The sequence below is a fragment of the Paracoccus sp. R12_2 genome (assembly GCF_017744015.1).
In the GTDB taxonomy this organism is placed as follows: Bacteria; Pseudomonadota; Alphaproteobacteria; order Rhodobacterales; family Rhodobacteraceae; genus Paracoccus.
This window is the reverse complement of sequence record NZ_JAGHRA010000007.1, coordinates 106,940-131,856: the sequence shown is the minus strand read 5'-3', so window position 1 is coordinate 131,856 and position 24,917 is coordinate 106,940. Positions and strand designations below refer to the sequence as shown.

Genomic DNA, 24,917 nt, shown 5'->3' with positions numbered 1-24,917 from the left:
GGATCTGTGCAGAGGCGCACATGACGGTGGAAAACTGGGACGATATCAGGGTCGCGCTTGCGGTCGCCCGTGCCGGGACTGTCAGCGGCGCGGCCGAAGCATTGGGCGTGCATCATGCGACGGTGATCCGACGCATCGACGCGCTGGAGACGCAGCTTGGTGCGCGGCTGTTTCAGCGCCACCCGCGCGGCTATGCGCTGACCGAGGCCGGGCAGGCGCTGCTGGTTGCGGGCGGCGCGGCAGATGAACGATTCGCACAGATGGCCGCGCAGATCGCCGGGTCCGGCGACCGGATCGAGGGCGAACTTGTCGTCACGTCGCTGCCGGAACTGGCCGGGTTCGTCATGCCCCGCCTGAACGCGCTTTTGCGCCGCCATGACGGATTGCGGCTGCGTTATGTGACCGATGCCCGGCTGTTCCGGCTGGACGCGGGCGAAGCCCACGTCGCGATCCGCGCTGGCGCGCAGCCGACCGAACCGGACTATGTGATCCGGCCGATGCAACCGGTCTGTCACCGGCTTTACGCGGCGCCGGCCTATCTGGATGCCCATGGTCCGGTCGCTGACGTCGCACGGCACAGGTTCTGCCTTCCGGGACCGGAAAGCCATGGCGCCCCGGTAATGCGCTGGCTTTCCGATCGTGTGCCGCCGGCCCATATCGTGATGATCAGCAATGACGCCGAGGCACGCGAGGCGGTCATCCGCGCGGGGCTTGCCATTGGCATCGTGGCGGACAGCCGCGCCGACGGGTTGACCGAGGTGATGTGCCTGCCGGAATGGAAATCGTCCCTGTGGCTGGTCACCCATGTCGATCTGCACCGCACATCGAAGGTGCAGGCGGCGGTGGCGGCGCTGCAAGGAAATGATATGGCCGAGGCCTGATCATGCAGACGAATGCCACGCCCGTTTCCTGCGCCCGCCGCAGACCTGATCCTGCCATGCACAGCCTTGGGCCGGACGGGTTCCATCTTGTCGCGGCCTGACGCAGATTGCCGCCCCGAGGAGAAACCGATGACCGACGCCCATCCCATCAGCCGATTTTCCGTTCCCGATCCGATGACCCTGCCCGAGGACATCCGGCAGGCAATCGCGAAAGTGTCCGAGAAGTCCGGTTTCGTGCCGAACATCTTTCTGGCCCTGGCGCACCGCCCGGCAGAATTCCGCGCCTTCTTTGCCTATCACGATGCATTGATGGACAAGGACGAGGGACTGACCAAGGCCGAGCGCGAATTGATAGTGGTCGCCACAAGCGGCCTGAACCAGTGTCAATATTGTGTCGTCGCGCATGGTGCGATCCTGCGGATCCGCGCGCGGAACCCACGTATCGCGGACCAGATCGCGGTCAACTGGCGCAAGGCCGATATCAGCGCACGCGAACGCGCGATGCTGCACTATGCCGAAAAGGTCGCGCTGAACGCGCAGCAGGTCGATGATACCGATCATCTGGCGCTGCGCGAGGCAGGCTTCGATGCCGACGAGATCTGGGACATCGCCGCGATCGCGGCGTTCTTCGCAATGTCGAACCGGCTGGTGAATGCCGCAGACATCCGTCCGAACGACGAATTCTACATGATGGGGCGGGAATGAGACCGCCACAGGTGACCGCGCCGGCGGGGATCTCGGCCCGGATGGCGGCGGCGGACTGGCTGCAACTGGGTTTGCTGTCGCTGGTTTGGGGCGGATCGTTCTTTCTGGTCGCGATCGCCGTGACCGGATTGCCGGTGCTGACCATCGTGGCGGTGCGCGTATCGGTTGCTGCGCTGGTGCTGTGGCTGATCGTGGTTGCCACCGGCCGCCACGCGCCGCGCGATCCGCGCATCTGGGCTGCGTTCCTGATCATGGGCGTGCTGAACAATGCCGTGCCGTTTTCGCTGATCGTCTTCGGGCAGACGCAGATCCCATCGGGCCTTGCCTCGATCCTGAACGCCACAACGCCGCTGTGGACGGTGATCGTCTCGGGGCTTGTTCTTGCCGATGAACGCGCCAGCATCCGCAAGCTGGCCGGGGTCGTCCTGGGTTTGGGGGGCGTCGCCGTCATGATCGGGCTGGACAGCCTGGCCGGGGTCGGACATGCGGTCTGGCCGCAGCTGGCGGTGCTGGGCGCTGCGATCTCGTATGCGTTCGCCAGCGTCTTCGGGCGACGGTTCCGGACGATGGGCGTCGATCCCGTGGTGACAGCCGCCGGCATGGTGACCGGATCAAGCGTCATCCTGCTGCCCTGCGCCTTGGTATTCGACGGTTGGCCCGCGGCCGCGCCGGGGCAGGCATGGCTGGCTGTGGGCGTGCTGGGGGTGATCTGCACGGGGTTGGCCTATGTGCTGTATTTCCGGGTGCTGGCGCGTGCGGGGGCCACGAACATCTCGCTGGTCACGTTCCTGGTCCCGGTCTCGGCGATCCTTCTGGGTTGGCTGTTTCTTCGCGAAACCCTGGGGATTGCGCATGTCATGGGGATCGGGCTGATCGGCGCGGGGCTTGCCCTGATCGACGGGCGTTTGCTGGGCGCGCGCGCATGACGCTGGCCGCACGCCGCGAAGGATTGCGCGGCCACGCCGCGATGCTGTTGTTCTCGGGGCTTGTGGCGGGCTCGTTCTCTCTGGGATCGCGGGCGGCGAACCTGATAGATCCGGCCGCGATCAACGCCGCGCGCTTCGTGATCGCGGCGGGGGTGATCGGTGGTGTCGTGCTGGCCGGGCGCGGCGTGCCGCGTCACTCGTTTCGCGCACCGTGGCGCTATCTTCTTCTGGGGGCCGTGTTCACCAGCTATTTCGTGCTGATGTTCCAAGGGCTGAAGACGGCGCTGCCTGTCAGCGCCGCTGCGGTCTTCACCCTGACCCCGCTGATGGCCGCGGGCTTTGGATGGCTGCTGATGCGGCAACGTCTGACACTGCGCATCGCCGGGGCGCTGATCCTGGGCGGGCTGGGGGCGTTATGGGTCATCTTTCGCGGCGATCTGACGGCGATGGCCCGTCTGCAATTCGGACGCGGCGAGGCCATCTATCTGGTCGGCTGCGCGGCGCATGCGTTCTACACGCCGCTTGTGCGCAAGCTGAATCGCGGGGAAACGCCGCTGGTCTTTTCGCTGGGGACGCTGATCGCAGGGGCGATCCTGCTGCTGACTTGGGGGGCTCCGGCGATCCTCGGCACGGATTGGGGCAATCTGCCACCGATCGTCTGGATCACGCTGATCTATGTTTCGGTCTTTGCCAGTTCAGTGACTTTCGTGCTGGTGCAGTTCGCGACCTTGCGGCTGCCGGCGGCGAAGGTGATGGCCTATACCTATCTGACCCCGGTATGGGTCATCGTTCTGGAAGCCGCGTTCGGCACCGGCCTGCCCGGCGCAGTCATCCTTCCCGGTATCGCCATGACGCTTTTCGCGCTGGCGTTGCTTCTGAAGGGCGAGGAAGGCTGAACGTCAGGCCGCGCGCGGGTCTGAAAACAGCCGCTTTTCATCACCTCACGCACTCGTTAGGGTCCGCCCGATATCTGGGGCAGGAACGAGGCGGGCGGTGGCGCATATCATCGTTGTGGGCAACGAAAAGGGTGGTTCGGGCAAGTCCACGACCTCGATGCATGTCGCCACGGCGCTGGCACGGATTGGCCACCGCGTGGGCGGGCTGGATCTGGATGTGCGTCAGCGCAGTTTCGGCCGTTACCTTGAGAACCGCGCCGCCTTCGTCAAACGAGAAGGGTTGGACCTGCCGATGCCGGTGATCGGGCAGTTGGGTCAGGGCAACGATCCCCTGACCCCGGCGCTGACCGAGCTTGATGCATCATGCGATTTCATTCTGCTGGATTGTCCTGGCTCGCACACCCAGCTCAGCCAGATGGCGCATACGGTCGCCGATACGCTGCTGACGCCGATGAACGACAGTTTCGTGGATTTCGACCTGCTGGCGAGACTGACGCCCGAAGGGAAGGTTCTGGGTCCGTCGATCTATGCCGAGATGGTCTGGGCGGCACGGCAGATGCGCGCCGAGGCGGGGGCCGGACCGATCGACTGGCTGGTGCTGCGCAACCGTCTGGGAACACAGGCGATGCACAACAAGCGCAAGGTCGGCGGCGCGCTGGCCACGCTGTCGAAGCGGATCGGTTTTCGCGTCGCGCCGGGGTTTTCCGAACGGGTGATCTTTCGCGAATTGTTCCCGCGCGGGCTGACCCTGCTGGACCTGAAGGACATCGGGACGGAACAGCTGTCGATGTCGAATATCGCCGCGCGTCAGGAACTGCGCGATCTGATAAACGAACTGAAGCTGCCGGGTGTCGAGGTCAGTTTCTGATCCCGTTCTGCGACGACACGCGGCATCACGCCGGCACCGGTTGCAAGGTCGTCCGTGCGGGCGGATGCACCCCTGAACGGTAACGGTCGGGTGAAGACAATGCCCGTGCCGCCGTGTCGCAGATTGACGCGGGGCGCGGCGTCTGAATGATCGGTCAGGAACCGCAGGCAGGGAAAGCTTCGATGCGAAACATCTTGTTCACGCTTCTTGCCGTGGCCGCCATGGCCGGTTCCGCCTTGTCGCAGGAAAGCGACGAGGCGGTTCAGCGCAGCATTCCGACGGTTACGGTCGCATCTGCCGTCACGACCGAGATGCAGGCCCGCGTGCCGGTTTCGGGCACACTGGTCGCGCGTCAGCAGGTGCAGGTCTATCCGCGCGTCAGCGGCTACGAGATCACCGAGATCCTCGCCGAGGCCGGGGACACGGTCGAAAAGGGGCAGGTGCTGGCGCGACTGTCCACCGACACGCTGTCGGCGCAGTTGGCGCAGGCCGAGGCGGAATATCAGCGCGCCGAGGCCGGCGTCAGCCAGGCCCGCAGCAATATCGACAGTGCCGAGGCGTCGCTGACGCAGGCTAGAACCTCGTTAGAGCGGGCGCAGCGGCTGCGTCAGGGCGGCAATGCGTCGCAGGCAGCCCTGGATCAGGCGGTCGCAGCCGAGGCCAACGCGCGGGCAAGCGCTGCATCGGCAGGCGATGGGCTGGCGTTGGCGCAGGCCGCGCTGGCCCAGGCCGACGCCGCCCGCAGCATTGCCCGGCTGAACCTTGATCGGGCGGAAATCGCGGCCCCGGTCGCGGGGCTGGTCGTTGGGCGCAACGCCGAACTTGGCGCGCTGTCGGGCGGCTCGGCCGAGCCGTTGTTCATGATGATCGCCAACGGATCCGTCGAGATGGAGGCCGAGGTGATCGAGACCGCCCTGCGCAGCCTGTCGGTCGGCGACCCCGCCGAGATAAATGTCGCGGGGCTGGGGGATATCGGCGGTTCGGTGCGACTGATCCCGGCATCGGTCGATCCGGTCACGCGGCTTGGCCTGATGCGTGTGTCGCTTGAACCGCATCCGGGTCTGAGGACCGGGCTGTTCGCCAGCGGCTGGATCATCACCGCACGCCGCGACGCCGTCGCGGTTCCGGCGACGGCGGTGCTGTCGGATGCGGGTGGGCAACGGGTTCAGGTGGTCAGGGACGGTGTCGTCGAAACGCGCGAGGTCCGTGCCGGGCTGCTGTGGGACGGCAAGCGCGAAATCCTGTCGGGTCTTCGCGACGGCGAACAGGTGATCGCGCGGTCCGGGGCATTCTTCCGCGATGGCGATCAGGTCAGCGCCGTGCCGGTGGAATCGTCCGACGCACAGGCCGCCCCCGCCAATGAATCCGCCAGTCTGGCCGACCCGGCTGCCGAGGGGGGGCGCCAGCCATGAACATGTCCACCTGGTCCATCCGGCACCCGGTTCCGCCCATCGCGCTGTTCCTGGTTCTGGTCGTGGTGGGGCTGTTCAGCTTCAGCCGGCTGCCCGTGACCGCCATGCCGAACATCGACCTGCCGATCGTCAGTGTCAGCATCGAACAACCCGGTGCCGCGCCGGCCGAACTGACAAGCCAGGTCATCCAGCCGGTCGAGGACAGCATCGCGTCGGTCACGGGGGTCCGCCATATCACCTCGACCGCGACGGACAGCAGTGCCAGCATCACCGTCGAGTTCGAACTTGAAACCGACAGCGACCGGGCCGTGAACGATGTCAAGGACGCGGTCTCGAACGTGCGGGCCGAACTGCCCGACAGTATCAGCGAACCGATCGTTCAGCGGGTCGATGTGACCGGGTTTCCGATCCTGACCTATGCGGTCAGCGACCCGACCCAGTCGATCGAGGCGCTGTCGAAGTTCGTCGATGATGTGATCGGTCGGGAATTGTCCAACGTGGATGGCGTCGCCCGGACGACCCGGATCGGCGGGGCCGAGCGGCAGATCAAGGTCGAACTGAACCCCGACCGCCTGTTGGCGCATGGTCTGACCGCTGCCGATGTCTCGGACCAGCTGCGCGCCAAGAATATCGACATGGGCGGCGGTCGCGGTGATCTGGCCGGCACCGAATATTCGATCCGCACCCTGGGATCGGCGGATACCGTCGCCCAGCTTGCTGCCAGTCCCATCGCCATTGCCGCAGGACGCACGATCCGTCTGGACCAACTGGGTGACGTGATCGACGGCGCCAGCGACGAACGCAGCTTTGCATTGCTGGACGGCCAGCCGGTGGTCGCGTTCGGCGTCTATCGCGGAAGCGGCGAATCCGATCTGGCGGCGGGCGACGCCACCAAGGCCAAGCTGGAGGAAATCCGCCAGCGTCATGCCAATACCCGGATCACGCTGATCGACGATTCCTCGACCTATACCGCCGCAAGCTATCACAGCGCGATGGAAACGCTGTACGAGGGCGCGGCGCTGGCGGTGATCGTGGTGTTCCTGTTCCTGCGCAACTGGCGCGCCACGCTGATCGCCGCCGTCGCACTGCCGCTGTCGATCATTCCGACCTTTTTCGTGATGCAGTGGCTGGGCTTCACGCTGAACGGCATCAGTCTGCTGGGGATCACCCTGGTGACCGGCATCCTTGTCGATGATGCCATCGTCGAGATCGAGAATATCGTCCGGCATATCGGCATGGGTGCGCCGCCCTATGAGGCCAGCGAGGAAGCCGCCAACGAAATCGGTCTGACGGTCATCGCGATCAGCTTTTCGATCGTCGCGGTGTTCGCGCCGGTCAGCTTCATGGGCGGTATTCCGGGGCAGTATTTCAAGCAGTTCGGGCTGACGGTCGCCGTGTCGGTGCTGTTCTCGCTGCTGGTGGCGCGGATCATCACGCCGATGATGTCGGCCTATTTCATGCGCGGCGTGGTGCATGACGAAGGGCGCGCGGACGGGATGGTGATGCGCGGCCTGATGGCAGTTTGTCGCTGGACGATGCGTCATCGCGGGCTGACCCTGTTGGGCGGCGTGGGGATCTTTGCGGTCTCGATCTATTCCGCGACGCTGCTGCCGACAGAGTTCATTCCGGCGCAGGATGTGGGCCGCAGCCAGATCGAGCTGGAGATGCCTCCGGGATCGACCATCCTTGAGACCGAGGACGCCGCCCGCCGCGTGACCCGCCGGATCGAAGGCACCCCCGAGGTGAAATCGGTCTTCGCCTACAGCGACGGATCGGACGTGACCCATTCGCGGGTCATGATCAACTATGGCAGCAAGGAGACACGGGAACGGTCGCAGTTCACGCTGGAGGCGGAACTGAAACAGCGCCTGGCCGATCTGCCGGACATGCGGATCAATTTCCAGAACGAGAATGGCGAGAACGACTTCACGATCAACGTGCTGGGCGATACCGAAGACGGCGCGGCCCTTGCCGCCGAACGTCTGGCCGCTGCCATGGGGCAACTGCCGACGCTGGAGGGCGTGACATCGTCGGCCAGCCTGCAGCGCCCCGAGATCCAGATCCTGCCCAAGTCCGACATCGCGGCGCAGCTTGGGGTGACGGCCAGCGCGATGGCCACAACGCTGCGGGTCGCGACGCTTGGCGATATCGAAGCCAATCTTGCCAAGTTCAACACCGGAGACGAACAGCTTCCGATCGTCGTGCGCCTGAACGAGGCCGCCCGCAACGACCTGATGCAGGTCCAGAATTTGCGGGTGCCAAGCTCTGCCGGGCAGATCCCCCTGGCGACCGTCGCGGATGTCACGCTGTCGGCCGGCGCGACCCAGATCGGTCGCTATGATCGCCAGTATCAGACGACGGTCAGCGCGAACCTGGCCGATGGCGCGCTGCTTGGCCCGGTGAATGCGCAGGTGACCGAATTGCAGGACCGGATCCAGATGCCGCCCGGCACCAGCATCCAATCGGCCGGCGATGCCGAGATCATGGCCGAGGTGTTCGCGGCGTTCGGGCTGGCGATGGGGTCGGGGGTGATGCTGGTCTATGTCGTTCTGGTGCTGCTGTTTCATAACTTCGTGACGCCGGTCACCATCCTGCTGTCGCTGCCGCTGGCGATCGGCGGCGCGATCCTGGCGCTGTTCATTACCGGCAATTCGATCAGCATGGCGGTGGTGATCGGATTCCTGATGCTGATGGGAATCGTCACCAAGAATTCGATCATGCTGGTCGAATTCGCACTGACATCGATGGCGGCGGGAACACCCAAGCGCGAGGCGATCCTTGACGCGGTACACAAGCGCGCCCGACCGATCGTGATGACCACGATCGCCATGAGCGCGGGCATGGTGCCGTCGGCCATGGCCACCGGCGAGGGGGGCGAGTTCAGGGCGCCGATGGCGATTGCAGTGATCGGCGGGCTGGTCCTGTCCACGGTCCTGTCGCTGCTGTTCGTGCCCTCGCTGTTCTCGGTCATCCATGGCGGCCAGCACCGGATCTTCGGCTGGATCGCAAGGCGGATCGGTCTGAACAAGGCGCGGGATATACCGGCCGAGTAGGTCTTGGAACCTGCCTGCCGCGGGGCGCATTGGGTGGGCAGATACCAATCCGAAAGGAGGCCGAGATGGCCAATATCCTGATCATGGCATCCGATGGGTTCGAGCAATCCGAACTGTTCGTTCCGTTGGAGCGACTGAAGACCGCAGGCCACAACGTCCGCATCGCCGCCCCCGAGACGGCAGAGATACGGGCATGGGGCAAGGAAGGCTGGGGCAAATCCGTTCAGGCCGACATGTCGATCGCGGATGCATCCGTTGCGGATTACGACGCGCTGGTCTTGCCGGGCGGTGTCATCAACCCCGACACCTTGCGACAGGACGAGAAGGCAATCGGGGTGATCCAGGCTTTTGCGAAGGCGGAAAAGCCCGTCGCCGCAATATGCCATGCCCCATGGTTGCTGATCGAAGCGGGGCTGGCCAGTGGCCGGAAAATGACCGGCTATGGCTCGATCCGGACCGATATCAGCAATGCCGGGGCGGATGTGGTCGATGACAGCGTGGTCGTTGACCGCGGGATCATCACAAGCCGCAGTCCGGATGATCTGGATGACTTCGTCGCCGAGATCGAAAAGGCCGTCGCCTGATCGGCCCATTAGGACCGCGTTCGATCAACGCAAAAGAAAAGGGGGCCCAAGGGCCCCTTTTTTTGTTTGCTGGTCCAAAAGACCTGTCAGGCCAGCATGCCCATCGGGTTTTCCAGATGGCTGACGATGGCTTCCAGAAGCTGGGCACCAAGCGCACCGTCGATCACCCGGTGATCGACCGACAGGGTCATCGACATCACGTTGCGGATCACGACCTCGTCACCCTCGACGACCGGCGTCTTGATGCCCGCGCCGACGGCAAGGATCGCGCCATGTGGCGGGTTGATCACGGCGTCGAAATTCTCGATCCCGAACATGCCCAGATTACTGATCGCGAAGCTGCCACCCTGGTATTCATGCGGTGCCAGCTTCTTCGTCTTGGCGCGTGTCGCCAGATCCTTCATTTCAGTCGATAGCCGCGACAGCGTCTTGATCTCGGCGTCCTTCAGGACCGGGGTGAACAGCCCCCCCTCGATCGCCACGGCCACCGCGACATCCGAGGGTTTCAGCTTGATGATCCGGTCGCCCGCCCAGACCGCATTCGCGTCAGGCACCTGCTGCAGGGCCAGTGCACAGGCCTTGATGATGAAGTCGTTCACCGACAGCTTTACGCCGCGCCCTTCAAGCTGCTTGTTCAGCGTGCCGCGGAACTTCATCAACTCGTCCAGCTTGGCCGAACGGCGCAGATAGAAATGCGGGATGGTCTGCTTGGCTTCGGACAGCCGGGCGGCGATGGTGCGGCGCATGCCGTCCAACGTCACCTCTTCCGTTTCGCGGTCGGCATAGATCTTGGCGACAGCGTCGGCCGATGGGCCCTTGGGGGCTTCGGCGGCGGCGGCAGGCGCGGCTTTCGGCGCATCAGCCTTGGCCGGCGCGGCACCGGGCTTGGCGCCCTCGACATCGGCCTTGACGATGCGACCGCGCGGGCCCGATCCCTTGATCGAGGCAAGATCCAGGCCCTTTTCCGCCGCGATCCTGCGCGCCAGCGGTGACGCGAAGATCCGGTCACCCTTGTCGGAACTGGGCGCCGGCGGGGCCTTGGCGGGGGCGGCTTCAGCTTCGGCCTCTTTCAGGGCTTCCGCGGGGGCGTCGGTTTTCGGTGCGTCGGCCTTTGGGCTCGATACGTCACCGATATCGTCGGCGCTTTCACCTTCTTCCAGAAGAACGGCGATGGGGGTGTTGACCTTCACCCCGGCGCTGCCTTCCTCGACAAGGATCTTGCCCACCGTGCCCTCGTCAACGGCCTCGAATTCCATCGTGGCCTTGTCGGTCTCGATCTCGGCAAGGATATCGCCGGATTTGACCTCGTCGCCCTCTTTCACCAGCCATTTGGCCAGCGTGCCTTCCTCCATGGTCGGAGACAGCGCGGGCATCAGGATTTCTGTCGGCATCTCGGCTGCTCCCTTACTTGTAGGTAACTTTCTTCACCGCCTCGACGACCTCGGGGGCCGTGATCAGCGCGTGTTTTTCAAGATTGGCGGCATAGGGCATGGGCACGTCCTTGCCGGTGCAGTTGATCACCGGGGCATCCAGCCAGTCGAAGGCGTTCTCCATCACATAGGCCGAGATGTGGTTGCCGATCGCGCCGACCGGGAAACCTTCCTCGACGGTGACGAGGCGATTGGTCTTCTTCACCGACTCGATCACCGTGCCATAGTCGATCGGACGCAGCGTGCGCAGGTCGATCACCTCGGCCTCGATGCCCTCTTCGGCAAGCTTGTCGGCCGCCTCGAGAGAATGCGCCATGCCGATGCCGAAGCTGACGATGGTCACGTCCTTGCCGGACCGTGCGATCCGCGCCTTGCCGAAGGGAATGGTGAAATCCTCAAGATCCGGAACCTCGAAGCTGCGACCATAAAGGATCTCGTTCTCAAGGAAGATCACCGGGTTAGGATCGCGGATCGCCTGTTTCAGCAGACCCTTCGCATCGGCGGCGGTATAGGGCATCACCACCTTCAGACCGGGGATCGCCGCATACCAGGCCGCGTAATCCTGGCTGTGCTGGGCGCCCACGCGTGCAGCGGCGCCGTTGGGACCGCGGAAGACGATGGGACATCCCATCTGACCGCCCGACATATACAGCGTCTTGGCAGCCGAGTTGATGATATGGTCCATCGCCTGCATGGCGAAGTTGAAGGTCATAAACTCGACAATCGGGCGCAGCCCTGCCAGTGCGGCGCCGGTGCCGATGCCCGCGAAACCGTATTCGCTGATCGGCGTGTCGACCACGCGGCGGGGGCCGAACTTGTCCAGCAGGCCTTGGCTGATCTTGTAGGCGCCCTGATATTCGCCGACCTCTTCGCCCATCAGGAAGACGGTTTCGTCGCGGCTCATTTCTTCTTCCATGGCTTCGCGCAATGCTTCGCGCACGGTCATGGATTTCATTTTGGTGCCTTCCGGCCAATCCGGGCTGGCATTCGCCGATGGCGTCTGCGGGCCTGCGTCGGCGGATGCGGCGGGCGTGGGCTCTGCCTTCGACTCGGCCGGGGCGGCATCGCCGGAGGATGCGGGGGACGACGATGCCTCGATGTCGTCGGCGCTTTCGCCTTCCTCGATCATCACGGCGATCGGGGTATTCACCTTTACGCCCTCAGAGCCTTCCTGGATCAGGATCTTGCCAAGGATGCCTTCATCGACCGCCTCGAATTCCATCGTGGCCTTGTCGGTCTCGATCTCGGCCAGGATGTCGCCGGACTTGACCTCGTCGCCTTCCTTTTTCAGCCATTTCGCCAGCGTGCCTTCCTCCATGGTCGGCGACAGGGCGGGCATCAGGATTTCGGTTGCCATTCTTCGTCCCTCCCTCAGGCGTTTTCTTCGGCGCTGCCCTGGGGCAGGTCTGCGGCATAGATGTCGGTCCACAGCTCATCGAGGGCCGGTTCCGGGCTTTCCTTGGCGAATTCGGCGGACTCGTTCACGATCTCCTTGATCTCCTTGTCGATGGCCTTCAACTCGTCCTCGCTTGCGTGGCTGCCCTGCAGCAGCAGGTCGCGGACATGTTCGATGGCGTCGCGTTCGTCGCGCATCTTCTGGACCTCTTCACGGGTCCGGTACTTGGCTGGGTCGGACATCGAATGGCCGCGGTAGCGGTATGTCATCACTTCCAGGATATAGGGGCCCTTGCCCGCGCGGCAGTGCGCGACGGCCTTTTCACCCGCCGCCTTCACCGCCAGGACGTCCATGCCATCGACCTGCTCGCCCTCGATCCCGAAAGCGGCGCCGCGTCCGAAAAGGCTGGTCGATTTGGTCGAACGCTTGACCGACGTGCCCATGGCGTACTGGTTGTTCTCGATCACGAAGACGACCGGCAGGTCCCACAGCTCGGCCATGTTGTAGGTCTCGTAGACCTGGCCCTGGTTGGCAGCGCCGTCACCGAAATAGGTGAATGTGACGTTGTCGTTGCCCAGATACTTGTCGGCGAACGCCAGTCCGGCACCCAGCGGCACCTGTGCTGCGACGATGCCGTGGCCGCCATAGAAGTGCTTTTCGCGGCTGAACATGTGCATGCTGCCGCCCTTGCCCTTGGAATAACCACCCTCGCGGCCGGTCAGTTCGGCCATGACGCCCTTGGGGTCCATGCCGCAGGCCAGCATGTGACCGTGGTCGCGATAGCTGGTGACGCGCTTGTCACCTTCCTTCGCCGCGGCTTCCAGCCCGACGACGACTGCCTCTTGCCCGATATAGAGGTGGCAGAAACCACCGATCAGGCCCATGCCGTAAAGCTGGCCGGCCTTTTCCTCGAAACGCCGGATCAGCAGCATGTCGCGGTAATATTGCAGCAGATCGTCCTTGGATATGTTCGCGGGCGCATCCTTGGCGGCTGCGGGTTTCCTGGCCATGCTTGGTGTCCTCCTGGATGCCTGGTCGGAATAGTTCAGCGTTAAACTATCCGTAGCGCATCGTTTCGGGGGGTGCAATGCGCTAAGCGGGGCTTGCGCGGGCGCGCGCTAGCGCAGGATGATCTCGTCCGCGCGGGCGTATCCCAGAACCTCGCGCGCGCGCTCGTCCAGCAGATCCAGATCCAGATATTCATCCGAGAGCCGGCGGGTCAGGTTCTGCATGCGTGCGACTTCGGCGCGCAGACGATCACGCTCGACCGCAAGCTCGGCCGTTTCGGATTCGATCTGGATACGGCGAAGAATGCCTGACGGTCCCTGAACTGCGGCGAATGCGAAATACAGCCCAAGGGCCAGCGCCAGAACGAAGAATATGGTGGCGCTGATGGAGAGGCGTTGTGACATGCTTGGGCCGATTACCTGAATTTCCGACGATCATGCCACACTGCGGGGGGCAGGGGAATCCCCGCAGGCTCAGGCACGTTGTCGAAACAGCGATTCGAGCCGGGCGGCCTCGTCAGCCAATCCGTAGGGCGCGTTCAGCACCCACATTCCCGATCCGATCATGGAATGGCCCGCGCGCGCGGGCGGGAAACGAACTTCGCTGCGCAGGGCATCCGGATATGCCTGTGTCAGTTCCGCCAGCATCCCGGCGTGCCGGCTGTCTGTCAGCAGCGGATACCACAGCGCGATGACACCGATGTTCCATTTGCGCGCGATACGGCCGATCTGGCGCGGGACCGCCGCATAGTCGGCCTTGACCTCGTAGCTGGGGTCGATCAGCAGCATGCCCCGGCGGGGGGTCGGCGGGCAGATCGCCAGGGCCATCTGGAACCCGTCCTGGCGATGGACCTTTGCGAACCCTGCCGTATCGGCCAGCGCCGCGTATTCGGCCGGATGCAGTTCTGCAAGATGGGCGCGATCCTGCGGGCGCAGGAAATGCGCGGCGATCAACGGGGATCCGGGATAGGCGGCCGCGCCGTGCGTCGCGCGGATCGCGCTGATTGCCTTGCCAAGGGGGTGGTCGCGGTGAAGCCAGTCTTCGGTTTCGGCACGCAGGATGCCCATCTGCGCCTCGCCCGTCTTGCGGGCCTCGTCGCCGTCAAGGCGATAAAGACCCCGTCCGGCATGGGATTCCAGGTAGGACATCGGCTTGTCCTTCCGGGTCATGTAATCCAGCGCGACCGCAAGCAGGGAATGCTTGTGCAGATCGGCCATGTTCCCGGCGTGATAGGCGTGCTGATAGCTGAGCATCGGTCAGCCATAGCGCCGTTCGGACCTTGCCGGAAGGGGGCGTTTTCGCGCCGATGTCGATCTGTCTCGGGGAAGGATTGCGGCGGCGCCCAGGGAGGAGGAGGGGCGCCGCCGCTCAACGCTGGCCCAGGGAGGAGGGAGGGCCGCGTATGGGGTGCGGTGCATGGCCCGGGAGGAGGATGGGCAAGCACCGCGTGCGAAGCGAACCCGGGAGGAGGAGGGGGGTCGTCGCATCTGGCTGCCGCGACCAGGGCGGCTATGGGGTGCGGCGTAGGCCCGGGAGGAGGTGGGCGTTCGCCGCGAACGACAGGCTCGGGAGGGAGGAGGAGAGAGCCGTCGTGTCGGTGTGCCGCAGATCGGGGCGGCTATGATTTTGCGGCGACCCCTCGGGAGGAGGAGAGAGGGGCCGCCGCCCGCGCGAGAAGCCCTGAGGGAGGAGGAGCGGGCTTCGTCACGATCTTCGGGCGGCATCCTCCGGGGAGGAGGAGAGGAGGATGCCGCCAATCCCTGCCCCAGGGAGGAGGAGAGGGGCGGGAAAGCGAATTCTTATTTCGATCCCCAGGCGGCTTCATGCGCCAGACGGGTGATCATCGAACGGCTGATGCCCAGATCGTCCAGATCACGGGTGGTCAGGGCGTTCAGTTCGCGTACGGTCTGCCGATACACCGCCCGGCGGGCACGGTTTTCCTGCATCTGCTGGATAGCTGCCAGCAGGCGTCCACGCAGGCCGGATGCGGCAGCGGGGCTGTGAGAATGTGCGATAACGGCCATTGCCAGTTTCCTTTCGCGTCTCATCGTCTTGCGCTTGGCCCGGATGGCCCGGCGCTTTCGTTGAGACAAAGATGGGGCAAATGCTGCATCTGCACAATGGCCGGTTTCCGAATGCTGCCATGCAGCAACCGCATGGCTGGCCGTCGAGTAACAGCCGCGTTATCAATGAATTCTTGGCATAATCTCTGAAAGGTGGGTTTGTTAGCGATCACGCTGCAGCCGCAAAGAACCTGAATTCCAAAGCGCTTACCAGTGCGGGCGACAGGTTGTCGCAGGGGTGGTTGTGGTCTGTCTGGCCATGGCTCATGCTGGCCGCGACACTCACGAACAGGTTCATGACATGACTGTGACGCGCGAAGTTGCCCTAGGGGAAATCTCTGACATCCCCTTGCCGAACGGAAAATCCCTTGGAGAGGCCGATATCGTGCGCGCCATGACGGTCGAGGCCGGCGCGGTGCGATTCGTGCTTGAGGTGGCGGACGCCGACGCCGCGCGTGCGTTGGCCCCGGTCGAAGCCGAGGCGCGGCGCCGGTTGCTGGCACTGGAGGGTGTCGAGACCGTGCGAATCGTCATGACCGCGCCCGCGGGGCGGCCAGAACCAGCGAAAACCTCGGGCGAGGGCGCGGCGCCATCGCTGAAGGTCGGGCGGCACCCCACGGCGCAGGCCGGTCCGCAGCCCGTTCCCGGCGTTCGCCATATCATCGCCATCGGTTCGGGAAAGGGCGGGGTCGGGAAATCGACCGTGACATCGAATCTTGCCGTGGCGCTGGCCAAGGCCGGGCGCCGGGTCGGGGTCCTGGACGCAGATATATATGGTCCGTCGCAGCCGCGGATGCTGGGTGTGTCCGGCCGTCCCGCCAGCCCGGATGGCCAGCGGATAGAGCCGATGCATGCCCATGGCGTCACGATGATGTCCATCGGCCTGATGCTGAAGGAAGGCGAGGCGGTGGTCTGGCGCGGTCCCATGCTGATGGGCGCGCTGCAGCAGTTGCTGCAACAGGTCAACTGGGGCGAACTGGACGTCCTGCTGATCGACCTGCCTCCGGGAACCGGCGATGTGCAGCTGTCGCTGTGCCAGAAAGCGGCGGTCAGCGGCGCATTGATCGTATCGACCCCGCAGGATGTCGCGCTGCTGGACGCGCGGCGCGCAATCGACATGTTCAACAAGCTGAAAACCCCGGTTCTGGGCCTGATCGAGAACATGTCGACCTATGTCTGCCCAAGCTGCGGTCACGAGGCGCATCTGTTCGGCCATGGCGGCGTCGCGGCCGAGGCGCAGGCGCTTGGCCTGCCGTTCCTGGGTGAGTTGCCGCTGCAACTTGATGTGCGGCTGGCAGGCGATTCGGGTCGGCCTGTCGCATTGGGCGATGGCCCGGCAGCCGAGGCCTATGCAAGGCTGGCCGACCGTATGGTGCAAGGCGGCGTCGCCTGAGATTCAGGCGCGCGTCGCGGGTGATCGCGTCCCCGGTTCCCTCTGGGAATTTGCTCCACTTGTTTGGGAAGCTCCTCCCATGTCCGTGATTCGGCGTGATCGTGGCCGTTTTTTCTGTGAATCACACTTATCTTGAGGGAAGTCCGGGCATGTTCTGGCCGAGGCGTGGACTTTTTGGGAAAGCGCGCCACTTTCCTGCCGGCCGAGGGCGCTGTCTATATCTAGCGACTTCGGTCCAATATTCATCCATCAGTGGTATCTGGCGTCTCTGCGCGGCATGTGCCCCTGCCGATACTGTGCGTGCGCAGCAGGGGTGTGACCCAGCTGTGGCGAAGAAATCCATTGCTTCCCATGAAATCCCATGTCACAACTTACTCACGAGAACGGGCAGCAAGGGGCGCTCAAGACCCCACGAGGCGAAGCAGGTTTCATACAGGCACCCGTTTTCCAAAAAGGCACCGCCCCCGCGTGCGAGCAGCACCTCCCCCAGGTGGCGCGCGACAGGGCGGGCAACCCCTAAACGGGGCCCAGTCAATGGGAACGAGGGCGGCGGATCGGGCAGTGGCAGCGGCCCGATCCGCCTTTCTCTTTCGGGTGGGCGGAAGAGGCGGGACAGTGAGGGCAGGCCAGGGTGGCGCGCAAGTTCAGGGGCACCGAGACCGTAAAGGTCGACAGCAAGGGCCGCATGTCGGTTCCCGCCCGGATGCGCAAGCATTTCGAACAATGTGATCCCGCCTTTGCCACCTCGAACACCGGGCGCGCGCAGTTGGTCGCTGTTCACGGGCCCGACTGGTGGAACTGGCTTGAACTGTACACAATAGATGCAATCGAAGAAATTGATCAGCAGATCGACAAGATGCAGCGCGGCAGTGTCGAACGGCGCTGGCTGGAACAGCTGATGAATGCGCAATCGGTCGATCTCGAAATCGACCGCGAAGGCCGCCTGATGCTTCCTCAGAAACTGCGCGAGAAGCTGGGCTTCGACAACGGCGCCGAGATTACCTTCGCGGCCAGCGGCGACTATCTGAAGATGTATCTGCCCGATTCGCCGCCCAAGGATATCGTCGAGGTCGAGGAATTCGCCGCGTCCAAGGGTCCCGGCTTCGATCCGCGCAGTCTTGCCGCGCAATCGGCCGGGGACGAGGGCTGAGCCATGGCCGATCCGCATATCCCGGTCCTGCTGAAGCCGCTTCTCAGGGCGGTCGAGCCCGTTTCGGGCATCTGGCTGGACGGCACCTTCGGTGCCGGCGGCTATGCGCGTGGGCTATTGCAGGCCGGGGCAGACCGGGTGATCGGCGTGGACCGCGATCCGACAGTCTTCGCGATGGCGAAGGCCTGGTCGGGCGACTACGGCAACCGGTTGCGGCTGGTCGAAGGGACGTTTTCGGATCTGGACGAACTGGCCGGCGAGGCGTTGGACGGCGTGGTCCTGGATCTGGGGGTCAGCTCGATGCAGCTGGACCAGTCCGAGCGCGGTTTCTCGTTTCTGCGCGACGGCCCGCTGGACATGCGGATGGGTGGGGACGGGCCGTCGGCGGCCGACCTGCTGAACGAATCGGACGAGGCGGTGATCGCCGATGTGCTTTTCCACTATGGCGAGGAACGCGCTTCACGGCGGATCGCCCGCGCCATCGCCGCCGCGCGGCCGTTGACCCGGACCGAACAGTTGGCCGAGATCGTGGCGTCCTGCCTGCCGCGCCCCAAACCGGGGCAAAGCCATCCCGCAACGCGCAGCTTTCAGGCTATCCGTATCTGGGTGAATGACGAATTCCGGCAGCTGGTCGAGGGGTTGTCCGCCGCCGAACGCGCGCTGAAACCCGGCGGCAAGCTGGCCGTGGTCAGCTTCCACTCGCTGGAAGACCGGATCGTCAAGCGTTTCATGCAGGCGCGGTCGAACAGTGCAGGCGGCGGCAGTCGCCATGCACCGGTCGCGTACACCGAACCGGCGGCCTTCACGCTGCCGTTTCGTCGCGCTATCGGCGCGGACCCTGAAGAGACCCAAGTCAATCCGCGGGCGCGGTCCGCCCTGCTGCGGGTCGCGGTTCGCACCGATGCGCCCGCCGGCGAAATCGACGAGGGCGCATTGGCGATGCCGCGACTGCGCGTGAAGGGGGCGGGCTGATGCGTCCCCTGACCTATCTTGCGGTCACGCTTCTGGTCATGGGCCTTGCCTTCTGGGCCTATCGCGAGAACTACCGGACCCAGGCCGCCATCAGCCAGATGAGCCAGATCCAGCGCGAAATCGCCGGGCTGCGTGAAGATCTGGGCGTGCTGCGCGCCGAATGGTCCTATTTGAACCGACCCGAACGGCTGACCGAGCTGGTCGATCTGAATTTCGAACGTCTGCGACTGGTGCCCGTCGAATCGGGTCAGTTCGTTGATCTGGACAACATTGATTACCCCAAACCCCCCGCGCCGCCCGAAAGCGCGGAGGACACCGCGTCCGAGGAGGAAAAGCCATGATCCGCACACCCTTGCGCCCGCTGGCCCGCATCCTTCGAGCCCGCGACCGTGGTGAGAACCCCGACGAGATCGAGGCCGAGAACCGCCGCATCCGGCACGAGGCGATCCAGGACAAGGCACGCCGCCGCGCCGAAGGCCGGCTGGTGCTGATGTCGGCATGTTTCGTGCTGGCGTTCGGCACGGTCGGGGTGCGCATGGGCGCGCTGGCCTCAAGCGAACCCAGCGAGCCGCGCAGCCAGGTTCTGTCCGCGCAGATCATGTCGCAGCGCGCCGACATCACCGATCGGCGCGGTCGCGTTCTTGCGACCAACCTGCTGACGCATTCTTTGTATGCGCATCCGCATCAGATGGTCGATCCGGTCCGCGCCGCCAAGGCGCTGGCCAAGGTGTTTCCGGATCTGGACCAGGCGCGGCTGACCAAGGACTTTACCGGCAACCGCAAGTTCATGTGGATCAAGCGCAAGATCAGTCCCGAACAGATGCAGGCCGTCCACGATATCGGCGAACCGGGCCTGCTGTTCGGCCCGCGCGAGATGCGCGTCTATCCCAACGGGCACGTCGCCAGCCATATTCTGGGTGGTTCGGGCTTCGGCGCAGAAGGCGTCAGCAGCGCCGAGGTGCTGGGCGTCGCCGGGGTCGAGAAGGCGTTCGACAACTGGCTGCGCGATCCATCGCATGATGGTGCGCCGCTGGCGCTGTCGATCGACCTGACCGTTCAGTCGGCGATGGAAGAGGTGCTGAATTCCGGCATGAAGCTGATGAACGCCAAGGGCGCCGCCGGTATCCTGATGGAGGTCAAGACCGGCGAGATCGTGGCCATGGCCAGCCTGCCGGACTTCAATCCCAACGAAAGGCCGAGGCCGCTGTTGAAAGGCGATCCGTCGGACAGCCCGCTGTTCAATCGTGCCGTGCAGGGCCAATACGAGCTGGGCTCGACCTTCAAGATCTTCCCGGTCGCCCAGGCGTTGGACCTGAAGCTGATTAACCCGAACTCGGGCATCAACTCGTCCAGTCCGATGAAGATCGGCAAGTATCTGATCCACGACTTCCACAACTACGGCAAGCAGCTCAGCGCGACGGATGTGATCGTGAAATCGTCGAACGTTGGGACGGTTCGCATCGCACAGATGCTGGGCGTCGAACGGCAAAAGGATTTTCTGATAAAACTGGGCCTGTTCGAACCGACCGCGATCGAGATGGTCGAAGCGCCGACCGGCCAGCCACTGGTGCCCCGGCGCTGGCCTGCGGTCACCTCGGCGACCGTGTCGTTCGGCCATGGCCTTGCAGCCAGCCCGCTGCATCTGGCCGCCGCCTATGCAACCATCGCGAATGACGGACGCCGGGTGACCCCGACACTGGTTCATGGCCGACAGCGCCCCGAAGGCGAGCAGGTCCTGTCGCCCCGTGCCGCCGAACTGGCCGTCGGCATGTTGCGGCAGGTGGTCACGCGCGGGACCGCCAGACAGGCCGAGGTCGAGGGATACGAGATCGCAGGCAAGACCGGCACCGCCGACAAGCCGCGCCCGTCGGGCGGGTATTACAAGAACAAGGTGGTCGCGACCTTTGCCTCGGTCTTTCCGGCCAGCGATCCGGAATACGTAATGATCGTGACGCTGGACGAGCCGTCGGTCTCGACCGCAGGCGGTGGCGAAAGCCGCACCGCCGGCATGACCGCCGTGCCGGTCGCCGCCGAACTTGTGCGGCGTCTTGCACCGCTGGTCGGGCTGAAGGCCAGAACCGACGAAAAGCTGCCTATCGTAGCGGCGCGGTTCCAGCCGCGTGTTGAACCTTCGCCGGGCGATGGGATAAAGCTCGTCTCGAACAAATGACGGGTGACAGGGTGAGGCACGCCACGAAGACGCTGTCGCAGCTGGGGCTGCGGGCAAGGGACGGGCGCGACCCGACGATCACCGGGATCTCGACCGACAGCCGCACCGTCAAGCCGGGCCATCTGTTCGCCGCCATGCCGGGCTCTGCGATCCACGGTGCCGAGTTCGTGTCCTATGCCCTGCGCATGGACGCCGCCGCGGTCCTGACCGATCGCGCCGGTGCCCGGATGGCCGCCGATGCGTTGTCGGGTTGGGATGGCGCCCTTGTCGTGGCCGAGGATCCACGCGCCGCCCTGGCCGGTGCGGCGGCGCTGTGGTTCGAGGCGCAACCCGATCACGTGGTCGCGGTCACCGGCACATCGGGCAAGACCTCGGTTGCCAGCTTTACCCGGCAGATCTGGCAGTCCATCGGCCACCGGTCGATCAGCCTTGGCACCATGGGCGTGCAAGGCGATTACGAGGCCAAGCTGGCGCACACCACACCCGAACCCGTCACCCTGCATCGCGTTCTTGCCGAAGCCGCCGAGGCTGGCGTGACCCATGCCGCGATGGAGGCGTCCAGCCACGGTCTGGACCAGCGGCGTCTTGACGGTGTGCGGGTCGAGGCGGGCGCGTTCACCAATTTCAGCCAGGATCATCTGGATTATCACGCGGGCTTCGACGAATACTTCGCGGCCAAGGCGCTGCTGTTCAATCACATTCTTGAAGAAGGCGATGCGGCTGTCATCAATGTCGATGACGCCCGCGGCCGCCAGATGGCCGATATCGCCGCCGATCGGCGGCTTGCCGTGACCTCGGTCGGTCGCGCCGAAAATGCGATCCTGCGAATCCTTGGCCAACGCTATGATGCGACGGGTCAGGATCTGCGATTTTCCGTGATGGGGCAGCCGCATATGGTCCGCCTGCCCTTGATCGGCGGTTTCCAGGCCGAAAATGTTCTGGCGGCCATGGGGCTGGTTCTGGCATCCGGTGATCCTGCCGATGGGGTTCTGCGATCTCTTCCCGAACTGCAGACCGTGCGTGGCCGCATGCAGCTGGTTGCGCAGCGCGACAACGGAGCGGCCGTGTTCGTCGATTACGCCCACAAGCCCGGAGCGGTGATCGCGGCGCTGCAATCGCTGCGGCCCCATGTGATGGGACGGATCGTCTGCGTCATCGGCGCGGGCGGCGACCGCGACAGGGGCAAGCGTCCGTTGATGGGGCAGGCGGCGCGGGACCACGCGGATGTGGTCATCGTGACCGACGACAACCCGCGCACCGAGGATCCGGCCTCCATCCGTGCCGCCGTCATGGCCGGAGCCGGATCCGAGGCTACCGAAATCGGCGACCGGGCCGAGGCGATCCTGCGTGGCGTCGATGCCTTGCAGCCCGGTGACGCCCTGCTGATCTGTGGCAAGGGTCACGAGACCGGTCAGATTGTCGGACATGACGTCTATCCATTCGACGATGCCGAACAGGCCTCGGTCGCTGTCGCGGCGCTGGATGGCCGGATATGAGCCTGTGGACCGCAGAAGACGCCGCCGCCGCCACCGGCGGAAAGGCACACGGCGACTGGACCGCTTCGGGCGTTTCGATCGATACACGGACCATCCAGCCGGGGGACCTGTTCGTCGCCCTGAAGGATGTGCGCGACGGCCATGACTTTGTCGCGCAGGCGCTGTCCAAGGGGGCTGCCGCTGCGCTGGTCAGTCGCATCCCCGATGACGTGGCCGCAGACGCGCCGCTGTTGGTGGTGCCGGATGTGCTGGCCGCGCTGCAGGATCTGGGCCGCGCGGGGCGTGCGCGGATGACGGGGCGGGTCATCGCGATCACCGGGTCGGTCGGAAAGACATCGACCAAGGACATGGGTCGCGTCGCGTTGGCCGGGCAGGGGCGCATTCACGCGGCCGAGGCCAGCTACAACAACCATTGGGGCGTACCGCTGACGCTGGCGCGGATGCCCGAAGACACGGATTTCGCGATCATCGAGATCGGGATGAGCCATCCGGGCGAGATTGCGCCGCTGTCGCGCATGGCGCGCCCGCATGTCGCTCTGATCACGACCGTCGCCGCCGCGCATCTCGAGGCGTTCGGCGCCATCGAGGGGATCGCCCGCGAAAAGGGCGCGATCTTCCAGGGGCTCGAGCCGCCGGGAACGGCGATCCTGCCCGAGGATCTGCCCGTCACCCCGATCCTGCGCGACTGCGCCGACGCGGCTGGTGCAATCGTCATGGGCTTCGGGCGCGAGGGCGTGGCCCGCCTGCTGCAGGCAAAGCCGCATGAAGGTAGCCTGTCATGCCGCGCAAGGATCGCCGGCGAGACGGTGGATTTCGTGCTGCAGACCAGCGGGACGCATTTCGTCCTGAATGCGGTCGGCATGCTGGCGGCGCTGTCGGCGGCCGGTGCCGATCTGCGGCGATGCGGCAAGTGCCTTGGCGACTGGTTGCCTCCGCGTGGGCGCGGCGCGGTCGAGGAACTGGCAGGCATTCGCCTGATCGACGACGCGTTCAACGCGAACCCTGCCTCGCTGTCGGCGGGCCTGGCGACGCTGGCTGGCCTTGATGGCGGACGCCGTGTCGCAATTCTGGGTGACATGCTGGAGTTGGGCGAGGATGAGATGTCCCTGCATCGCGCCGTTGCCGAAGACGCGTCGATCGCGTCCGTCGATCTGATCCACACCGCCGGTCCCCGGATGAGACATCTTCATGACGCGCTGCCCGACGCCAAGCGCGGCCTGTGGGCGGAAACCGCCTCTGAGCTTGCCAAGGATGCGGCCACCCTGGTCGCCCCGGGTGACATCGTTCTGGTCAAGGGCTCGAAATCCTCGAAAATCTCTGTCGTGGTCGACGCGCTGCGCAAAACCCTCAAGCAAGAGGACGACGAATGCTCTATTGGCTGAGCAGTTTTTCCGAAGGGGGCGACCTCTTCAACCTGTTTCGATACATCACCTTTCGCGCGGGCGCGGCGTTCTTCACGGCGCTGATCTTCGGGTTCATCTTCGGGCGACCACTGATCAACTATCTGCGGAGAACGCAGAAAAAGGGTCAGCCCATTCGCGATGACGGCCCCGAGGGCCATCTGATCAAGGCCGGCACGCCGACCATGGGGGGGCTGCTGATCCTGTCGGCGCTGTTCGTCTCGACCCTGCTCTGGGCGCGTCTGGACAACGGCTATGTCTGGGTCGTGCTGACGGTGACGGCTGGTTACGCCGCGATCGGCTTTGCAGACGATTACGCCAAGGTCAGCAAGATGAACACCAAGGGCGTGCCGGGCCGGGTCCGAATGGCGCTGGGGCTGGCGCTGGCATTTGTCGCCTCTGCCTGGGCGATGTGGCTGCATCCGGGCGATCTGACCGGACAGCTGGCATTGCCGGTCTTCAAGGACGCGCTGATCAATCTGGGCCTGTTCTTCATTCCCTTCGGCATGCTGGTGATCGTCGGCGCTGCCAATGCGGTGAACCTGACCGACGGCCTTGACGGGTTGGCGATCATGCCGGTGATGATCGCGGCCTCGACGCTTGGGGTTATCGCCTATACCGTTGGCCGCGTCGATTTCACCGAATATCTTGGCGTCCACCATGTGCCCGGAACTGGCGAGATCCTGATTTTCGTCGCCGCGCTGATCGGCGGCGGGCTTGGCTTCTTGTGGTACAACGCCCCACCTGCGGCGGTCTTCATGGGGGATACGGGCAGTCTTGCCCTGGGTGGTGCACTGGGTGCGATCGCCGTGGTCACCAAACACGAAATCGTGCTGGCAATCGTTGGCGGCCTGTTCGTGGTCGAAGCCCTCAGCGTCATCATCCAGGTGCTGTACTTCAAGCGGACAGGCAAGCGTGTCTTCCTGATGGCACCGATCCACCACCATTTCGAAAAGCTGGGCTGGAAAGAACCGCAGATCGTCATACGGTTCTGGATCATCTCACTGATCCTCGCGCTGATCGGGCTTGCCACGCTGAAGCTGCGCTGATCTTCTTCTTTGTCGAGATACCCTGCGGGGGTCCGGGGGCGCAGAACCCCCGGTCATAAGAGTCG

General features: G+C 64.7%; 22 protein-coding genes. 16 read left to right on the top strand and 6 right to left on the bottom strand.

Annotated features, from left to right (window positions below):
• Positions 1-20: 20 nt before the first annotated feature.
• From J7359_RS10560 to J7359_RS10525, 8 genes are all read left to right on the top strand, one after another.
• Positions 21-881 (top strand): LysR family transcriptional regulator, encoded by an 861-nt coding sequence (locus tag J7359_RS10560; protein WP_209056603.1) that lies wholly within the window; start codon positions 21-23, stop codon positions 879-881.
• A 129-nt stretch (positions 882-1,010) separates the two neighbouring features.
• Positions 1,011-1,586, top strand: a complete 576-nt coding sequence (locus tag J7359_RS10555) for a peroxidase-related enzyme (RefSeq protein ID WP_209056602.1) — start codon at positions 1,011-1,013, stop codon at positions 1,584-1,586.
• Entirely contained in the window at positions 1,583-2,512 is a 930-nt protein-coding gene (locus tag J7359_RS10550) for a DMT family transporter (RefSeq protein WP_247740324.1), read from the top strand. The genes J7359_RS10555 and J7359_RS10550 overlap by 4 nt, the downstream gene beginning before the upstream one ends.
• Positions 2,509-3,408: a DMT family transporter gene (locus J7359_RS10545; RefSeq protein ID WP_209056601.1), complete on the top strand. Its 900-nt coding sequence runs from the start codon at positions 2,509-2,511 to the stop codon at positions 3,406-3,408. Before J7359_RS10550 ends, J7359_RS10545 begins: the two co-directional genes overlap by 4 nt.
• A gap of 97 nt (positions 3,409-3,505) precedes the next feature.
• Positions 3,506-4,276 carry a division plane positioning ATPase MipZ gene (locus tag J7359_RS10540; protein WP_209056600.1) on the top strand — a complete coding sequence of 257 codons (771 nt, stop codon included), beginning with the start codon at positions 3,506-3,508 and terminating at the stop codon, positions 4,274-4,276.
• Positions 4,277-4,458: 182 nt separating this feature from the next.
• Positions 4,459-5,688, top strand: coding sequence for an efflux RND transporter periplasmic adaptor subunit (locus J7359_RS10535; protein WP_209056599.1), 1,230 nt, complete (start codon positions 4,459-4,461; stop codon positions 5,686-5,688).
• Entirely contained in the window at positions 5,685-8,741 is a 3,057-nt protein-coding gene (locus J7359_RS10530) for an efflux RND transporter permease subunit (protein WP_209056598.1), read from the top strand. The genes J7359_RS10535 and J7359_RS10530 overlap by 4 nt, the downstream gene beginning before the upstream one ends.
• Before the next feature lie 65 nt (positions 8,742-8,806).
• The gene (locus J7359_RS10525; RefSeq protein WP_209056597.1) at positions 8,807-9,325 is read left to right on the top strand and encodes a type 1 glutamine amidotransferase domain-containing protein; all 519 of its coding nucleotides are present in this window, start codon (positions 8,807-8,809) and stop codon (positions 9,323-9,325) included.
• An 86-nt stretch (positions 9,326-9,411) separates the two neighbouring features.
• Here the strand turns inward: J7359_RS10525 and J7359_RS10520 are convergent, their stop codons facing one another.
• The 6 genes from J7359_RS10520 to J7359_RS10495 all read right to left on the bottom strand — a co-directional run bounded on the left by J7359_RS10520 (position 9,412) and on the right by J7359_RS10495 (position 15,183).
• The gene (locus J7359_RS10520; RefSeq protein WP_209056596.1) at positions 9,412-10,716 is read right to left on the bottom strand and encodes a pyruvate dehydrogenase complex dihydrolipoamide acetyltransferase; all 1,305 of its coding nucleotides are present in this window, start codon (positions 10,714-10,716) and stop codon (positions 9,412-9,414) included.
• A gap of 13 nt (positions 10,717-10,729) precedes the next feature.
• Positions 10,730-12,112 (bottom strand): pyruvate dehydrogenase complex E1 component subunit beta, encoded by a 1,383-nt coding sequence (locus J7359_RS10515; protein ID WP_209056595.1) that lies wholly within the window; start codon positions 12,110-12,112, stop codon positions 10,730-10,732.
• Between the two features lie 14 nt (positions 12,113-12,126).
• Complete coding sequence (pdhA, locus tag J7359_RS10510) at positions 12,127-13,161, bottom strand: pyruvate dehydrogenase (acetyl-transferring) E1 component subunit alpha (RefSeq protein ID WP_209056594.1); 1,035 nt, start codon at positions 13,159-13,161, stop codon at positions 12,127-12,129.
• A gap of 108 nt (positions 13,162-13,269) precedes the next feature.
• Positions 13,270-13,563 (bottom strand): septum formation initiator family protein, encoded by a 294-nt coding sequence (locus J7359_RS10505; RefSeq protein ID WP_209056593.1) that lies wholly within the window; start codon positions 13,561-13,563, stop codon positions 13,270-13,272.
• Between the two features lie 69 nt (positions 13,564-13,632).
• Positions 13,633-14,412, bottom strand: a complete 780-nt coding sequence (gene rlmJ, locus J7359_RS10500) for a 23S rRNA (adenine(2030)-N(6))-methyltransferase RlmJ (RefSeq protein WP_209056592.1) — start codon at positions 14,410-14,412, stop codon at positions 13,633-13,635.
• A 546-nt stretch (positions 14,413-14,958) separates the two neighbouring features.
• Complete coding sequence (locus J7359_RS10495; protein WP_247740323.1) at positions 14,959-15,183, bottom strand: DUF1127 domain-containing protein; 225 nt, start codon at positions 15,181-15,183, stop codon at positions 14,959-14,961.
• A gap of 340 nt (positions 15,184-15,523) precedes the next feature.
• Between J7359_RS10495 and J7359_RS10490 the strand changes: the two genes are divergently transcribed.
• The 8 genes from J7359_RS10490 to mraY all read left to right on the top strand — a co-directional run bounded on the left by J7359_RS10490 (position 15,524) and on the right by mraY (position 24,852).
• Positions 15,524-16,615 (top strand): Mrp/NBP35 family ATP-binding protein, encoded by a 1,092-nt coding sequence (locus J7359_RS10490; protein WP_209056666.1) that lies wholly within the window; start codon positions 15,524-15,526, stop codon positions 16,613-16,615.
• 631 nt (positions 16,616-17,246) lie between these two features.
• Positions 17,247-17,765 carry a cell division/cell wall cluster transcriptional repressor MraZ gene (locus tag J7359_RS20235; protein ID WP_209056591.1) on the top strand — a complete coding sequence of 173 codons (519 nt, stop codon included), beginning with the start codon at positions 17,247-17,249 and terminating at the stop codon, positions 17,763-17,765.
• 3 nt (positions 17,766-17,768) lie between these two features.
• A complete protein-coding gene (gene rsmH / locus J7359_RS10480) occupies positions 17,769-18,737 on the top strand; it encodes a 16S rRNA (cytosine(1402)-N(4))-methyltransferase RsmH (protein WP_209056590.1) in 969 nt (322 codons plus the stop codon).
• On the top strand, positions 18,737-19,078 hold the full coding sequence (locus J7359_RS10475) for a cell division protein FtsL (RefSeq protein ID WP_209056589.1): 342 nt from the start codon (positions 18,737-18,739) through the stop codon (positions 19,076-19,078). Before rsmH ends, J7359_RS10475 begins: the two co-directional genes overlap by 1 nt.
• Positions 19,075-20,907 (top strand): penicillin-binding protein 2, encoded by a 1,833-nt coding sequence (locus tag J7359_RS10470; RefSeq protein ID WP_209056588.1) that lies wholly within the window; start codon positions 19,075-19,077, stop codon positions 20,905-20,907. The genes J7359_RS10475 and J7359_RS10470 overlap by 4 nt, the downstream gene beginning before the upstream one ends.
• Positions 20,904-22,403 (top strand): UDP-N-acetylmuramoyl-L-alanyl-D-glutamate--2,6-diaminopimelate ligase, encoded by a 1,500-nt coding sequence (locus J7359_RS10465; protein WP_209056587.1) that lies wholly within the window; start codon positions 20,904-20,906, stop codon positions 22,401-22,403. The genes J7359_RS10470 and J7359_RS10465 overlap by 4 nt, the downstream gene beginning before the upstream one ends.
• Entirely contained in the window at positions 22,400-23,785 is a 1,386-nt protein-coding gene (gene murF / locus J7359_RS10460; protein ID WP_209056586.1) for a UDP-N-acetylmuramoyl-tripeptide--D-alanyl-D-alanine ligase, read from the top strand. Before J7359_RS10465 ends, murF begins: the two co-directional genes overlap by 4 nt.
• Positions 23,770-24,852, top strand: a complete 1,083-nt coding sequence (gene mraY, locus J7359_RS10455; protein WP_209056585.1) for a phospho-N-acetylmuramoyl-pentapeptide-transferase — start codon at positions 23,770-23,772, stop codon at positions 24,850-24,852. Before murF ends, mraY begins: the two co-directional genes overlap by 16 nt.
• Positions 24,853-24,917 lie beyond the last annotated feature (65 nt).